The organism is Hylemonella sp. P2_B10, assembly GCF_056404875.1.
In genome coordinates this window covers 448,538-463,059 of record NZ_JBFUDE010000004.1, presented here as the reverse complement: position 1 = coordinate 463,059, position 14,522 = coordinate 448,538, and the positions used below count along the sequence as shown (strand labels likewise).

General features: G+C 67.5%; 12 protein-coding genes. 9 read left to right on the top strand and 3 right to left on the bottom strand.

Translation table 11 applies throughout. The features are described from left to right. The first annotated feature begins 7 nt into the window (after positions 1-7). The 6 genes from AC1DX2_RS19960 (at position 8) to AC1DX2_RS19935 (ending at position 7,285) form a co-directional block, all read left to right on the top strand. A complete protein-coding gene (locus AC1DX2_RS19960; RefSeq protein ID WP_477198384.1) occupies positions 8-1,753 on the top strand; it encodes a cytochrome c biogenesis protein DipZ in 1,746 nt (581 codons plus the stop codon). Between the two features lie 58 nt (positions 1,754-1,811). Continuing rightward, the gene (locus AC1DX2_RS19955) at positions 1,812-2,849 is read left to right on the top strand and encodes a LacI family DNA-binding transcriptional regulator (protein WP_477198146.1); all 1,038 of its coding nucleotides are present in this window, start codon (positions 1,812-1,814) and stop codon (positions 2,847-2,849) included. Between the two features lie 76 nt (positions 2,850-2,925). Further along, positions 2,926-4,260, top strand: coding sequence for a glucarate dehydratase (gudD, locus tag AC1DX2_RS19950; RefSeq protein WP_477198145.1), 1,335 nt, complete (start codon positions 2,926-2,928; stop codon positions 4,258-4,260). A 35-nt stretch (positions 4,261-4,295) separates the two neighbouring features. Further along, positions 4,296-5,084: an HpcH/HpaI aldolase family protein gene (locus AC1DX2_RS19945; RefSeq protein WP_477198144.1), complete on the top strand. Its 789-nt coding sequence runs from the start codon at positions 4,296-4,298 to the stop codon at positions 5,082-5,084. A 27-nt stretch (positions 5,085-5,111) separates the two neighbouring features. Continuing rightward, positions 5,112-5,993 (top strand): 2-hydroxy-3-oxopropionate reductase, encoded by an 882-nt coding sequence (locus tag AC1DX2_RS19940; protein ID WP_477198143.1) that lies wholly within the window; start codon positions 5,112-5,114, stop codon positions 5,991-5,993. A 50-nt stretch (positions 5,994-6,043) separates the two neighbouring features. After that, complete coding sequence (locus AC1DX2_RS19935) at positions 6,044-7,285, top strand: glycerate kinase type-2 family protein (protein WP_477198383.1); 1,242 nt, start codon at positions 6,044-6,046, stop codon at positions 7,283-7,285. A gap of 87 nt (positions 7,286-7,372) precedes the next feature. Here the strand turns inward: AC1DX2_RS19935 and AC1DX2_RS19930 are convergent, their stop codons facing one another. After that, the gene (locus AC1DX2_RS19930) at positions 7,373-8,302 is read right to left on the bottom strand and encodes a DUF3034 family protein (protein ID WP_477198142.1); all 930 of its coding nucleotides are present in this window, start codon (positions 8,300-8,302) and stop codon (positions 7,373-7,375) included. A 167-nt stretch (positions 8,303-8,469) separates the two neighbouring features. Between AC1DX2_RS19930 and AC1DX2_RS19925 the strand changes: the two genes are divergently transcribed. Beyond that, a complete protein-coding gene (locus tag AC1DX2_RS19925) occupies positions 8,470-9,327 on the top strand; it encodes a hypothetical protein (protein ID WP_477198141.1) in 858 nt (285 codons plus the stop codon). A 37-nt stretch (positions 9,328-9,364) separates the two neighbouring features. Here AC1DX2_RS19925 and AC1DX2_RS19920 read toward each other — a convergent pair whose 3' ends face one another. Further along, the gene (locus AC1DX2_RS19920) at positions 9,365-11,134 is read right to left on the bottom strand and encodes an MFS transporter (RefSeq protein ID WP_477198140.1); all 1,770 of its coding nucleotides are present in this window, start codon (positions 11,132-11,134) and stop codon (positions 9,365-9,367) included. Positions 11,135-11,275: 141 nt separating this feature from the next. Here AC1DX2_RS19920 and AC1DX2_RS19915 point away from each other — a divergent pair, with 141 nt between their 5' ends. Next, positions 11,276-12,022, top strand: a complete 747-nt coding sequence (locus AC1DX2_RS19915) for a substrate-binding periplasmic protein (RefSeq protein ID WP_477198139.1) — start codon at positions 11,276-11,278, stop codon at positions 12,020-12,022. A gap of 13 nt (positions 12,023-12,035) precedes the next feature. Here AC1DX2_RS19915 and AC1DX2_RS19910 read toward each other — a convergent pair whose 3' ends face one another. After that, positions 12,036-13,211, bottom strand: coding sequence for a saccharopine dehydrogenase family protein (locus AC1DX2_RS19910; protein WP_477198138.1), 1,176 nt, complete (start codon positions 13,209-13,211; stop codon positions 12,036-12,038). Positions 13,212-13,613: 402 nt separating this feature from the next. Here AC1DX2_RS19910 and AC1DX2_RS19905 point away from each other — a divergent pair, with 402 nt between their 5' ends. Further along, positions 13,614-14,516: an SDR family oxidoreductase gene (locus AC1DX2_RS19905; RefSeq protein WP_477198137.1), complete on the top strand. Its 903-nt coding sequence runs from the start codon at positions 13,614-13,616 to the stop codon at positions 14,514-14,516. Positions 14,517-14,522 lie beyond the last annotated feature (6 nt).

Sequence of the window (14,522 nt, the reverse complement as noted above, 5' to 3'; positions counted from 1 at the left end):
CGCCGCCATGACGCTGGTGATCATCGCCTTTCTGGCCGGGGTGCTGACCATCATCAGCCCCTGCATACTGCCGGTGCTGCCGTTCGTGCTTGCGCGTGCGGACAGACCTTTTCTACGCAGCGGCCTGCCGCTGCTGGTCGGGTTGGCGCTGAGTTTCGCCGTCGCTGCCGCGCTGACAAGCCTGAGTGGTGGCTGGCTGGTGCAGGTCAGCCAATATGGCCGTGCGGCGGCATTGGCGCTGCTGGCGGTGTTCGCGTTGAGCCTGCTGTTGCCGGGTCTGGCGCAAGCGCTGATGCAACCCCTGGTGTCGGTGGGCGACAGGCTGCTGGCGCGTAAGGCAGGCATGCAGCAGGCTTCCTCTCTGCAGTCGTCACTGGTCGTGGGCATGGCCACCGGCCTGCTGTGGACGCCCTGCGCCGGCCCCGTGCTGGGCCTGGTGCTGACGGGCGCGGCGCTGGGTGGGCCCGGCACGCGCGGCGCGTTGTTGCTGGCCTATGCGGCGGGTGCCGCAACCTCATTGGCGGTCGCGCTGCTGGCGGGCAGGCGCTTGCTGGCCTGGTTGAAGGGTGCGCTGCCGCTGGGTGAGTGGTTCAGGAAGTTTGCCGGTGGCGTGGCGCTGGTCAGCGTCGCGGCCATGGCCTTGGGCGTGGACACCGGCGCGTTGGCGCAGCTGTCCGCCGACAACACCACGGCGTTGGAGCAACGCTTGCTGGACCGCGTGCAGCCGCCCTCTGTCGCCGGCAGGCCCGCGGCCGCCGGCCTGCAACTTCCCCGCTTGCCTGTGTTGCCCCTGCAGCCGCGGCTGGATGGCGCCACGCAGTGGCTGAACAGTCCGCCACTGGACATGGCCGCGCTGCGCGGCAAGGTCGTGCTGGTGAATTTCTGGACCTATTCCTGCATCAACTGCCTGCGCACCTTGCCCTACCTGCGGGCATGGAACGAGCGCTACGCCAGCCAGGGCCTGGTCGTTGTGGGCGTGCACGCACCAGAGTTTGCGTTCGAGAAGATTCCCGCCAACGTGCGGCGCGCGGTGATGGATTTGCAGTTGGGTTACCCCGTCGCACTGGACAATGACTTCGCCATCTGGCGCGGCTTTGACAACCAGTACTGGCCGGCGCTGTACTTCATCGACGCGCAGGGCCGGCTGCGGCACCGCCAGTTCGGCGAGGGCGGGCACGAGCAGTCCGAGCGGGCCCTTCAGCAACTGCTGGCCGAGGCCGGCGCGGCGGTGCCTGGTGCGACCGTGCATGCACCTGTGCTGCCAGTTCAGCAGATGGGCGTGGGCCTGGCGCCGGACCCGGACAACCTGCGCACGCCGGAAACCTACCTGGGCTACCGCAAGGCCGGTGCCTCGCCGGTGGGCGGCTTCGTGCCGGAGCGCCGCCACGATTACCGCATGGGCAAAGACCTGCGGCTCAATGCCTGGGGCCTGTCGGGTGACTGGCTGGCCAAGCCCGAACACACCGAGCTGGCCGGTGGCAACGGTGCGCTGGTGCTGCGCTTTCACGCGCGCGACCTGCACCTGGTGATGGGGCCGTCAGCGGACGGCAAGCCGGTGCCCTTCGTGCTGACGCTGGATGGCCAGCCGCCGGGTGTCGACAAGGGGGTGGATGTGGATGCCAGCGGCCGTGGCCAAGTGAGCGGCGAACGGCTGTACCAGCTGGTGCGCCAGCAGGGCGCGGTGAAAGACCGCACGGTTGAAATCCGCTTCCTGGCGCCGGGGGCGAGGGTGTTTGCGTTCACGTTTGGCTGAGGCCGATGCTGCGGGCGATGATGTTGTTTGGTAGCGGTACCCGAGTTATCATGCCGCCATGCCTGACAAGGACCCCCCCAGCACGGCCAAGCGCAGCCGCCGCGGCAGCGGCGCCATCACGCTGCGCGACGTCGCCAAGCTGGCCGGCGTGGCGCCCATCACCGCCTCGCGCACCATCAACACGCCGGCGCAGGTGTCGCCCGAGATACGCCAGCGCGTGCTGGAGGCGATAGAGCGCACCGGCTACGTGCCCAACCGCATGGCCGGCGGCCTGGCCTCATCGCGCAGCCGATTGATCGCGGCGGTCGTGCCCAGCATGGTGATGTCGGTGTTCCTGGAGACCATCGAGTCGCTGAACAACCACCTGTTTGAGGCCGGCTATCAGCTGATGCTGGGCCAGAGCGGCTATTCGCAGCAGCGCGAGGAGGCGCTGTTGGAGGCCATCATCGGCCGCCGGCCCGACGGCATCTTCCTCACCGGCATCATGCTGTCACAAAAGGGGCGCACGCGGCTGCTGGCCTCGGGCATCCCGGTGGTGGAGACCTGGGATTTGACGCCCACCCCGATCGACATGCTGGTGGGCTTTTCGCACGCCGACATTGGCCGCGAGGTGGCGCAGTACCTGATCAAGAAAGGCCGCAAGCGCTTTGCGCTGGTGCGTGCCGACGACGAGCGCGCCGTGCGCCGCGCCCAGGCCTTCCAGGACGAGCTGGCGCGCCACAAGCTGGCACCGGCGCTGGTGATCAACGTGGGCGCGTCGCGCTCGCTGGGCAGCGGGCGCGAGGCACTGGGGCAGATGCTGGCCCAGTTGCCCCAGGTGGATGCGGTGTTCTGCAGCTCCGACCTGCTGGCGCTGGGGGTGATGACCGAGGCCGGCGCGCGGGGCATGGCGGTGCCCGGGCGCCTGTCCATCGTCGGCTTTGGCGACATGCCGCTGGCAGCCGACGCGCTGCCTGCCCTGACCACCGTGCGCATCAACGGCCCAGAGATCGGCCTCAAGGCCGCGCAATACCTGATTGCCCGCGCCGAAGGCCATGCGGTGCAAGAGCGCATCGTGGACGTGGGCTTTGCCATCGTGGAGCGGGGCAGTGCGTGATACTGGGGACAAGCGGCCGCCAGCCGCCAAATTGATGCAACTTGGTACCGCTACCATGCTATGATTCGCTACTGACATGAACCCATCCAGCACCCCCACCATCACGTCGCTGCGCGCCATTCCGGTGGCCGGGCAGGACAGCATGCTGCTGAACCTGTCCGGTGCGCATGGCCCGTACTTCACGCGCAACCTGCTGATGCTGACCGACAGTGCCGGCCACACCGGCATCGGTGAGGTGCCCGGCGGTGAAAAGATACGCACCACGTTGGAAGACGCCGCCGCCATCGTGGTGGGCCAGCCCATCGCCAACATGCATGCGCTGCTGGCCACGATGCGCCAGCGCTTTGCCGACCGCGACAGCGGCGGGCGCGGCCTGCAGACCTTTGATTTGCGCACCACCATCCACGCCGTCACCGCCGTCGAGTCGGCGCTGCTGGACCTGCTGGGCCAGCACCTGGGTGTGCCGGTGGCAGCACTGCTGGGCGAGGGGCAGCAGCGCGATGCGGTGGAGATGCTGGGCTATTTGTTCTACATCGGCGACCGCACCAAAACCGACCTTGGTTACCGGACAGAGCCCGGTGCGGACAACGACTGGTTCCGCCTGCGCAATGAGGTGGCACTGACACCCGAAGCGGTGGTGCGCCTGGCCGAGGCCGCACACGCCCGCTATGGCTTCAACGACTTCAAGCTGAAGGGCGGCGCGCTGGCCGGTGAGGCCGAGGTGGAAGCCATACGCGCGCTGCATGCGCGCTTTCCGCAGGCCCGCGTCACGCTGGACCCGAATGGCGCCTGGTCGTTGAATGAGGCGGTGCGCCTGACGCGCGACCTGCATGGCGTGATGGCCTATGCCGAAGACCCTTGCGGCGCCGAGAATGGTTACTCCGGCCGCGAGGTGATGGCCGAGTTCCGCCGCGCCACCGGTCTGCCCACCGCCACCAACATGGTGGCCACCGACTGGCGCCAGCTGGTGCATGCGCTCTCCTTGCAAAGCGTGGATATTCCGCTGGCCGACCCGCATTTCTGGACCATGGCCGGCTCGGTGCGTGTAGCCCAGACCTGCCGCGACTGGGGGCTGACCTGGGGCTCGCATTCCAACAACCATTTCGATGTGTCGCTGGCCATGTTCACGCAGGTGGCCGCCGCCGCACCCGGCAAGGTGACGGCCATAGACACCCACTGGATCTGGCAGGACGGCCATGGGCTGACGCAACAGCCGCCGCAGATCATCAACGGCCATGTGCAGGTGCCCAAGACCCCGGGCCTGGGCGTGACGCTGGACATGGCGAAGGTGGAGCAAGCCCACCAGCTGTACCTGCAGCACGGCCTGGGTGCGCGCGACGACGCGGTGGCCATGCAGTACCTGATCCCGAATTGGAAGTTCGACCCCAAGAAACCCTGCCTGGTGCGCTGAAGGCGCCAGGCATCCCTCACCAACAGGAGCAACTCATGAGAGAAAACCGCTTGCGCAGCATCTGGAAGGCCGGTGGCGCCGTCGTCAACGGCTGGTTGGCCGTGCCCAGCAGCTTTTCCGCCGAGACCATGGCCCACCAGGGCTGGGACTCGCTGACCATCGACCTGCAGCACGGCGTGGTGGACTACCAGGCCATGGTGCCCATGCTGCAAGCCATCTCCACCACCAACACCGTGCCGGTGGTGCGCGTGCCCTGGCTGGAGCCCGGCATCCTGATGAAGACGCTGGACGCCGGCGCCTATGGCGTCATCTGCCCGATGGTGAACACCCGCGAGGACGCGCAGAACCTGGTGGCATACACCCACTACGCGCCCATGGGCACACGCAGCTTTGGCCCGATACGCGCGCTGCTGTATGGCGGTGCCGATTACCCGAAGCACGCCAATGAGACCATCGTCACCTTCGCGATGATCGAGACGGCGAAAGCACTGGACAACCTGGACAGCATCTTGAGCGTGGAGGGGCTGGACGCGATCTACATCGGCCCCTCGGACCTGTCTCTGGCGCTGGGCTGCAACCCCACCTTTGATGACCTGGACCCGAAAGCCGCCGAGGCGGTGGACCACATCCTGGCGCGCGCCAAGGCGCACGGCGTGGTGGCCGGCATCCACAACGGCACGCCGGAGGCGGCGCTGAAGCGCATCGCCAAGGGCTTCCAGTTCACCACCATCAGCTCCGACGCGCGCCTGATGGCGGCTGGCGCCCAGCAGGTGATAGCGAAGATGCGCGCCGCCGCGCCCAAGGCCGACGGCGGCACCTACTGACATTTTTTGAACGAGGACGAAGACATCATGAAGATTGGTTTCATAGGCTTGGGCATCATGGGTGCCCCGATGGCTGGCCATTTGCTGGCCGCCGGCAACGAGTTGTTCGTGCGCACCCGCAGCAAGGTGCCTGAGGCGCTGGCCGCCGCCACCGCCTGCGCCTCTCCCGCTGACGTGGCGCGTGCCGCCGACGTGGTGTTCCTGATGCTGCCCGACACGCCCGACGTCGAAGCCGTGCTGTTTGGCAAGGACGGCGTGGCCGAGGGCCTGTCCAAGGGCAAGACGGTGGTGGACATGAGCTCCATCTCGCCGATGGAGACCAAGCGCTTTGCCGCCAAGGTCAACGCGCTGGGTGCCGATTACCTGGACGCCCCGGTCTCCGGTGGCGAGGTGGGCGCCAAGGCCGCCAGCCTCACCATCATGGTCGGCGGGCCGGAAGCGGCCTTCGAGAAGGTCAAGCCGCTGTTCGAAAAGATGGGCAAGAACATCACGCTGGTGGGTGGCAACGGCGACGGCCAGACCACCAAGGTGGCGAACCAGATCATCGTGGCGCTGAACATTGCTGCTGTTAGCGAGGCACTGGTGTTTGCCAGCAAGGCTGGTGCCGACCCGGCCAAGGTGCGCCAGGCGCTGATGGGCGGCTTTGCGGCCAGCCGCATCCTGGAAGTGCATGGCGAGCGCATGATCAAGCGCACCTTCAACCCGGGCTTTCGCATCAAGCTGCACCAGAAGGACCTGGGCCTGGCGCTGGCCGGTGCGCGCGAACTGGGCGTGGCGCTGCCGCAGACTGCTAATGCAGCGCAGCTGATGCAGGTGTGCGCGGCCAACGGCTTGGCGGAGCAGGACCATTCAGCGCTGGTCAAGGCGCTGGAACTGATGGCCGGCCACGAGGTGGCCAAGGCCGCATAAAACAACAGCGCAACGTGATTCCCGACGACAAGCAGCAACTGCTGCGCGGCATGTTCGATGCCGCCGTGGCCGCCGCGCAGCCGCAGCTGTGCCTGCCACCGCACCTGCCGCCGCCGCCCAAGGGCCGCACCATCGTCATCGGCGCCGGCAAAGCGTCGGCCGCGATGGCGCGTGCGCTGGAAGACCATTGGCCTGGCCCGCTGGAGGGCCTGGTGGTCACCCGCTACGGTTACGAGGTGCCCTGCCAGCGCATTGAGATCATGCAGGCGGCGCACCCGGTGCCCGACGCCAACAGCCAGCTGGCGGCGCAGCGCATACGCGCCATGGTCAACGGCTTGACGCAGGACGACTTGGTGATCGCGCTGATCTCCGGCGGTGGCTCGGCCTTGCTGATCGAACCGGGCGAGGGCCTGACGCTGGCCGACAAGCAAGCCGTCAACAGCGCTCTGCTGGCCAGCGGCGCCACCATCAGCGAGATGAACTGTGTGCGCCGGCACCTGTCGGGTATCAAGGGCGGGCGCCTGGCCGCCGCCTGCCACCCGGCACAGTTGGTGACGCTGCTGATCTCAGACGTGCCGGGCGATTCACCGATGGACATTGCCTCTGGCCCCACGGTGGGCGACAGCACCAGCTGCGCCGATGCGCTGGCGGTGATCGACCGCTACCGCATCACCGTGCCCGAAGCTGTGCGCACACTGCTGCAAAGCGGCCGGGGTGAGACCGTGAAGCCCGGCGACGCGCGGCTGATCCGTGCCGAAACCCGCATGACCACCGCGCCGCAGATCGCGCTGGAGGCAGCCGCCGAGGTGGCACGCCGCGCCGGCTACACGCCCTACATCCTGGGCGACAGCCTGGAAGGTGAAGCCAAGGATCTGGGCAAGACCCTGGCCGGCATCGCACGCCAAGTGGCCACCAAGGGTCAGCCGTTCACCACGCCCTGCGTGCTGCTGTCCGGCGGCGAAACCACCGTGACGCTGAAAGGTAGAGGCCGAGGCGGACGCAACGTGGAATTCCTGCTGTCGCTGGCCGTAGGTCTGGATGGCCTGCCCGGCGTCTACGCGATGGCGGGCGACACCGACGGCGTGGACGGCGCCGAAGAGATAGCCGGCGCCATGGCCGGCCCCGATACCCTGGCCCGAGCCTGGGCGCAAGGCATCAATCCGCGCGCCAGCCTGGACAACAACGACGGCCACGGCTTTTTCCAGGCGCTGGGCGACTCGGTCGTCACCGGGCCGACGCTGACCAACGTCAACGACTTCCGGGCCATCTTGGTCGACGCGCCGCAGAACTGAATCCGCGCCAACGTTTGTAGCGAGGATCAGGCCGCCACGGCACTCTGCTCCGCGGCTGACTTCAACCCAGCAGGAGCCGCGAGCGAACTAAAAAGCGAACTGCCCCGACAGGTAGCCACCAGTCTGCCGGCGGTTACCGGTGGTGGCCGGCGCAATCAGCCCCAGGTCGACATAGGCCAGCGTGAGCGAGAAGTTTTTGTTCGGTGCCCAGGCGATAAACAGGTCTTTCCAGTCGCTAGCCCGCAGGCCTTCGCCCAGGCCGGCGGCGCGGCCGGCGTCCTGCAGGTTATTGGTCATCGCGCGGTACTCAGCGCCGATGGCGATGTGGCGGTTCGGCAGCCAGGCCACCGAGAACTCCGGGCGCAGCTGGTAGCTGTCGTGCGGCGAGCCCAGCGTGCCGCCAAAGCCCAGCAGGCCGTTCTGGTTGGCCTTGGTGGCGCGCAGCGTGCCGTTCAGCAAGATGCCCTGGGCCAGCAGCAGCTTGGTGGCGCTGACGTAGAAATCCGTGCCGGTCTTGTCGGCGCCCAGCGCCTTCAGCGTGCCGTCCAGGCCGCTGGACGCCAGCTGCTTGAATTCCAGCCCGATGGCGATCTGCGGCATGGCGCTGTCGCTGGCCAGGATGGCTTCGCCCGCCACGCGCACCTTCAGGCCCAGGATGCTCTGCTTCAGGTGCAGACCCGGCACGCCCAGGCCCACGCCGGTGATGCCGGTGTCTATGTCCTGGTGCGCCAGCGACAACTCAAAGCGGTTGTAAAAGCCCAGGGCGGCGCCGTAGGTGGTCAGCCCATAGTCGGTGGTGTTGACGCGCGTCAGGTTGGCGGAGAAGCCGATTTCGCCATCGGTGGCATTGCTGCCAATCACCGCCCAAGGCGTCAGGCCGCCACCGGCGGCGCCATCGATGGTGCTGACGCCACCGGTCAGCAGCAGTTTGCCGGTGTCGGCCTGGGCGGCGGCGGCGCAGGCCAGCAGCGCGGCAACCATCGCGTGCCGGAATATGGGGGATCGCTCGAAGGGCATGGTTCTCCTTGTGGTTGCGCGCGGCTCTGGGTCGAGTATCGATGGGAAGGCGGTGTTGGCAAAGCCAGGGGTTTTGCGGCTTGGCAAATTTCTTTTCATGGGCTTAACCCCGCCGCCGGTGTTCCGCCGTGCAAGTCTCCATCGCAACTTTTTGATGGAGAAACACCATGCCCACACCCTCCCGCCGCCGTTTCCTGCTGCTGGCCGCCGCTGCTGCCGCGTGCACCACCCTGGCCACACCGGCCTGGAGCCTGGGCGCGCTGGTGGACATGGCGGTGGTGGACCGCAGCCAGGGTGAGACCCTGCCAGCCTATCAGCATCGGGGCGCGTCCTACATCGCCGGGCGCCCCGGCAACCGCTATGCGGTGCGCCTGACCAACCGCAGCGGTGGGCGCGTGCTGGTGGTGTTGTCGGTGGACGGTGTCAATGCCGTCAGCGGCGAAACCGCTGCCACCGGGCAACAGGGCTACGTGCTGGCACCGTATGCCAGCGCCGAGATCACCGGCTGGCGCAAGAGCTGGCAGGAGGCCGCCGCCTTCTACTTCACCGCGCTGCCGGATTCGTACGCCGCGCGCACCGGCCGGCCGGACAACGTGGGCGTGATCGGCGCAGCGGTGTTTCGCGAACGCGTACGCTACCCGCAGCCGGTTTGGGGCGAGGCAGAGCTGTCGTCGCGCCGGGCGGACAGCCCGGCCGACAGCGCAAGAAGCGCCGGCGGGGCCAGCAATGCTGCCCCTGCCGAGGCCGCGCCGGCGGCACCGGCCGCCAAGGGCATGGCGGCGGCGCCGCTGATGCGCCAGGAACGGCTGGATCGCTTGGGTACGGGCCATGGTGAGCGCGAATACGCACCGGTGACGCGCACGGAGTTCGAGCGCGCCAGCGACACGCCGGCCGAGGTGGTGAAGCTGCGTTACGACAGCTACCCGAACCTGCTGGCCAGCGGCGTCATTGCGCGCCCGCAACCGCTGCCGTGGCGGCGCGGCGCGCCCGAGCCCTTCCCCGGTTTCGTGCCGGACCCGAGTTGAGCGAGAAAGAGCGGCGGGGCGGGCGCGAGCCAACCTGTCAGGCCGCTGTGCCTTCGGCCTGCGGCTCGGCGGTCTGCTGGTGCAGGCCCCGCCAGGGCTGACCGGCCATCTGCCACAGCAGCACGGCGGCAAGCACCGGCAGGCTGCAGAACAGCCACGGGCCGATGCTCTGCAACTGCTGCAGTGTGACCAGCGGCGACAGCAGATGGGCCAGGCCTTCCAGGTGTGTGCGGGCCAGCATCAGCAGCAGCAACGGTGCGAACCGCTTGGCCCAGGTGGCGATGGGGCTGGCCGCCGTATCGCCCAGCACCATGCCACCGGCCAGCAGGAACAGGGCGCTGGCAATGAACACCAGCGAGAACAGCGTGTGGGCGATAGGCTGCGCGCTGCCCAGGCTGTCCTGCACCGCATACACCGGCAGCCAGGCCAGGCACAGCAGCGCCAATGCACGGGCAAACGCGCGCGCCCGGTCGGCACCGCGCGTGTCGTTGAAACCCGGCGGGTCGGCCTGCCGGCGCCGTGTCAGCGGCAGCACCAGCAGGTAGGCCAGGCCGAGCAGGGCGTCCAGCACCATGGTGCCGGGGTAGCCCCAGGCTTCGATGGCGATGCCCTGCCAGGTGGCGCTGTATGAGATGGCCAGGTTGGCCAGCGCCATGTAGGCGGTGAACTGGGTGGCCGCCACCACCGGGTTGGTCACATCCATCAGGTTGGCGTTGGCGGCGCTGTACATCAGGCCCTGGGCAAAGCCGTAGAACATGGTGGCGACCCAGAACGCTGCCAGCAGCAGCGGCGCCACGTCGGGGCGCTTGGCGCCTTCGGCCACCGGCATGATCCAGTGGTATTGCCACAGCACCGCGGCCATGGCCAGCACCGGCAGCGTCATCAGGCCGATGTAGACGTTCAGCGCCTTGCGGCGGTCGATGCGGTCGGCAATGCGTCCGCCCACCACGCAGCCTAAAGCGCCCAGCACCGAGCTGCCCAGGCTGAGCCAGGCCACCTGGTCGTCGTTCATGCCCAGCTCCACCGCCAGATTGCTTTGCAGCGCCAGGCCCAGACACATGGCACCGGGCGGCAGCATGGCCATGAACAGGGCGGCGAAGGCGCCGCGCGTGCCGACGAAGGAACGGAAGGCTGTGAGGGCGAACTGGCGCATATCGCGCAACGCGGTGCGAATGGCCGAATCCTGCGGCGGCGCCTCAGGCACCAGGCTGGCGGGCTCCTTCAGAGGCAGCACCACGAACACCGTGACGGCCAGGATGGACGCCGCCACGAACACGAAGGTGGACTGGAAGCCCAGGTAGCCGGCCAGGAACAGCGAGCCGGCGCCGCCCACCATCTGGCCGATGTTGGCACCGGCGAACATGAAGCCGTTGGCGGTGGCGCGCTCGTTCTCGGCCAAGGTGTTGACGGCCAGCGCGTCGATGGCCACGTCCTGCATGGCGGCAAAGCTGTTGTGCACCAGCAGGATGATGGTGAACAGGCCCAGCTGCTGCGGCAGCGACAGCGCCATGGTGGACAGCAGCGTGGCGGCCATCAGCACCTGCATCACCAGTATCCAGCCGCGCCGCCGGCCCAGGCGGCGTGAGTAGATCGAATCCACGAACGGCCCGGCCGCCCATTTGAAAGCCCAGGGCAGGTAGAACGAGCCCACGAAGGCGCCGATTTCCGCCGGCCCCACGCCCTGGCGGCGCAACTGGGTGGCCACCGCCGTGGCGGCAAAGCCCAAAGGGATGCCCTCGGTCATGTACAGCAGGAAGAACGCGGCCATGCGGCCGCGTGACGAATTGAACAGGCTGGGAAGGCGCATGGATGAAAACTCCGGTGACGGGCTGCGGTGCCGGCCAAGGGATGTTACTGTGTCGTTCAGCGTCTGAATTTCTGTTCAGTAAACCTGGGAGCCGGGATGTCGCCATGGGGTCGTTGGCTTGTCAGCCGTTGGCGCATCGCCGTGGCCGCGGCGTTGTGCAGCGTGGCGGTGCCGGCACAGGCGGTGACTGAGATCAAGGTGGCGGCCCAGAAGGGGACCGAACCCAAGTTTGTCAGCGCTTCGGCAGGCCAGCCGGCGGCCATTGTTGGCTTGTGCATAGACATGTTGCGGGCCATTGAGCGGCTGGCGCCGGAGTTGCGGTTTGTGGGCGATCAGCGCTGGGTGCCGCTGGCCCGGGTCGAGGCCGAACTGGCCGCCGGTCTGCAGGATGCCGCCTGCGCGCTGTCGCACACCAAGGAGCGGGATGCACGATTCATCTTCATCGAGCCGCCCATGCTGGCCATCAACTTCGTGCTGGTGGCGCGCCATGACGACACGGCGGTCATTCGCAGTTGGGAGGACGTGCGCCAGCTGGCACCCGACAACACGGTACTGGTGAACCAGGGATTTCCCACCATCAAGGTGCTGGAAGCGCGTGGCGGCATGCGCATGGACGCTGGCGCCAGCACGCCCGAAGCCAACCTGATCAAGCTGGCTGCGGGGCGCGGGCGCTTTTACTTCACCCGCGCGCTCGGGCTGCAGGCAGTGATTCGTGCTGCCGGCTTGCAGGACAAGCTCAAGGTCCTGCCGGTCAGCTTGTACAGCTCGCGGCTCTACCTGGTGGTGGGCCAACATGTCCAGCCCACGACCCAGGCCCAGCTGCGGCATGCGCTGGCGCAGCTGGAGGCCAGCGGCGAGCTGACGCGCATTCTCAAGAAATGGGAATGAGGCCGGCGCCCGCCTATTCCACCTTGAAGGTCAGCCCGGCATTGGCGGCCAGCCGCTTGATCAGCGCATCGCCCATCACGGCCCCAGGTGTCCAGATGCCCCCTTTTGCACCGGCAACATCCTGCAGCAGGCAGGCGGCGGACTCGGCGATCATCTTGGAGGTGGAGCCGTAGCCGGGGTCGCGGTCACCGGCCACGCTGACGCGCGCCATGTTGCCCTGCGCGTCCTGGCCGATGAACAGCGCGTCGTAGTAGCCGGTCTCGCGCTCTTCCTTCGACGGGCCCTCGCCGGGCTTGGGGCCGGTGTCTGAGTTCATCGACTTGTCGTTGGCCACGGCATTGGCCAGGGCTTCGCCCTTTTCACCGGGGCCGGTGAACAGCATCTCGTCGTAGACGAAGTCGGTGCCGTAGGCATGGCCGAGCAGCAAGTTGGAGCGGTGCACGTTGCGCGTGTTGATGGCCGCCATCACGAATGGTGCCGACCAGGTGCCCAGGTCTTCCTCCAGCATTGGCTTGCTGCCTGACGGTTGTTTCGGACCCGTGAAGCCGGGCGTCAGCGAAAACGGGCTGCGCAACAGCTCCAGCACTGCGGGGTCTTTCATCGCGGCGGCCATGGTGGCCTTCAGGCTGGCGGCGGTGCCGCCGGAGAAGGTGCCTTTCATGCGGCGCACGCGGCCGCGCACCCGGCTGGCCGGGTGGCCAAATTTCGCCTTCATCTCGTTTTGCAGCATGAACACGCCCAGATCAAACGGGATGGAGTCAAAGCCGCAGGAGAACACGATGCGCGCGCCGCTGGCCTTGGCCTGTGCTTCATGCGCGTCAATCATCTTGCGCATCCAGGCCGGCTCGCCACACAGGTCCACGTAGTCGGTGCCACTGGCCGCGCAGGCGGCCACCAGCTCGTTGCCATACAGCTGGTAGGGGCCGACCGTGGTCAGCACCAGGCGGGTGCGGTCGGTCAACGCCTTCAGGCTGGCCGGGTCGGTGCCTTCGGTCACCACCAGCGGCGTGTTGGCCGGTGCGCCGATCTCGTCACGCACTGCGGCGAGTTTCTCTGCGCTGCGCCCGCCCATGGCCCAGCGCAAGCCGCTGCCAGCGGGGTAGCGCGCCATCAGGTACTCCACCACCAGCCGGCCGGTGAAACCGGTGGCGCCGTGCACGACGATGTCGAATTCTTTTTGGGCGGCCATGGCTGCACTCCTGTTGGGTTGTGTTCGGGACTCGCGGGAATTTTAGGCACGGGCTGCTGTTTGCGGGGTGCTGGGCTGTCTTGTGCGCGACCATATGTCCTCTTTGAGGGGAGAAAGCTGCTGGCTGCCGACGCCGCTGGTGCGCGTGGCTACGCGGATGTCCCCCGGCCCTGCGGGCCTCCTCCTTGATTCCGCTCCGCCACGCGCCCCAGCGACATCGGGTCCATTGTCTTGCGCGACGTTGAATGCTGGACGCCAAACAAGCTGGCCTGATCCTCAAACCAAGCACCATGGCTTTGGATACCAAACGGTCACGCAGAAGACAGAGAGCCCAACGCATGGTGACGGGCCTGCCTAGAATGCCCTGAGCGATCACATAGACAGACCACAAGGAGACACACCATGTACACAAGCAATTTGATGCAAGGCCAACGCATCCTGGTCACCGGCGGTGGCACCGGACTGGGCCAGGCCATGGCGGAGCGCTTCCTGAGCCTGGGCGCGGACATTGCCATCTGCGGCCGGCGCAAGAGCGTGTGCGACGACACGGCCGCCGTCTGGCGTGAGAAATTTCCTGGTCGGCGCATCGACACCTTTGGCGTTGACATCCGCGTGGCACCGGCGGTGCAGGAGATGGTGGACGAAATCTGGGCCGGCGGCGGGCTGACCGGGCTGGTCAACAACGCGGCGGGCAATTTCGTCTCGCCCACCGAGGCGCTGTCGCCGCGGGGCTTCGATGCCATTGCCAACATCGTGTTCCACGGTACCTTCTACGTCACGCAGGCGGTCGGCAAGCATTGGGTGGCCGAGGCCAAGGACGGGCGCTGGCAGGCCGGCCAGCCGTTTCGCAACGTGATGAGCATCATCGTCACCTGGGTGGACAACGGCTCGCCTTACGTGGTGCCGTCGGCCATGAGCAAGGCCGGCATCGAGGTGATGACGAAGTCGCTGGCCATCGAGTGGGCGCGCTATGGCGTGCGGCTGAATGCGGTGGGGCCGGGCGAGATCCCCACCGAGGGCATGAGCAAGCGGCTGAACCCGGGCGAACAGCCCGGCGAGCGCAGCCGCCGCCACAACCCGATGGCGCGCACCGGCCAGATGAGCGAGTTGCAGAACCTGGCCAGCTTCCTGATGTCGCCGGGCCAGTGCGACTGGCTGACCGGCCAGGCCATCATGATGGACGGTGGCAACGCGCTGGCCACGGGCGGCAATTTTTACGAGCTGCGCGAGTGGAGCGACGCCGACTGGCAAATGGCGCGCGAGCGCATCGAGGCGCAGAACGCCAAGGACAAGACGCAGCGTTAGGCGGGC

Coding starts and splice junctions, on each gene's coding strand:
- AC1DX2_RS19960 (WP_477198384.1), top strand. CDS start 8: ATGACGCTGGTGATCATCGCCTTTCTGGCCGGGGTGCTGACCATCATC.
- AC1DX2_RS19955 (WP_477198146.1), top strand. CDS start 1,812: ATGCCTGACAAGGACCCCCCCAGCACGGCCAAGCGCAGCCGCCGCGGC.
- gudD (WP_477198145.1), top strand. CDS start 2,926: ATGAACCCATCCAGCACCCCCACCATCACGTCGCTGCGCGCCATTCCG.
- AC1DX2_RS19945 (WP_477198144.1), top strand. CDS start 4,296: ATGAGAGAAAACCGCTTGCGCAGCATCTGGAAGGCCGGTGGCGCCGTC.
- AC1DX2_RS19940 (WP_477198143.1), top strand. CDS start 5,112: ATGAAGATTGGTTTCATAGGCTTGGGCATCATGGGTGCCCCGATGGCT.
- AC1DX2_RS19935 (WP_477198383.1), top strand. CDS start 6,044: ATGTTCGATGCCGCCGTGGCCGCCGCGCAGCCGCAGCTGTGCCTGCCA.
- AC1DX2_RS19930 (WP_477198142.1), bottom strand. CDS start 8,302: ATGCCCTTCGAGCGATCCCCCATATTCCGGCACGCGATGGTTGCCGCG.
- AC1DX2_RS19925 (WP_477198141.1), top strand. CDS start 8,470: ATGCCCACACCCTCCCGCCGCCGTTTCCTGCTGCTGGCCGCCGCTGCT.
- AC1DX2_RS19920 (WP_477198140.1), bottom strand. CDS start 11,134: ATGCGCCTTCCCAGCCTGTTCAATTCGTCACGCGGCCGCATGGCCGCG.
- AC1DX2_RS19910 (WP_477198138.1), bottom strand. CDS start 13,211: ATGGCCGCCCAAAAAGAATTCGACATCGTCGTGCACGGCGCCACCGGT.
- AC1DX2_RS19905 (WP_477198137.1), top strand. CDS start 13,614: ATGTACACAAGCAATTTGATGCAAGGCCAACGCATCCTGGTCACCGGC.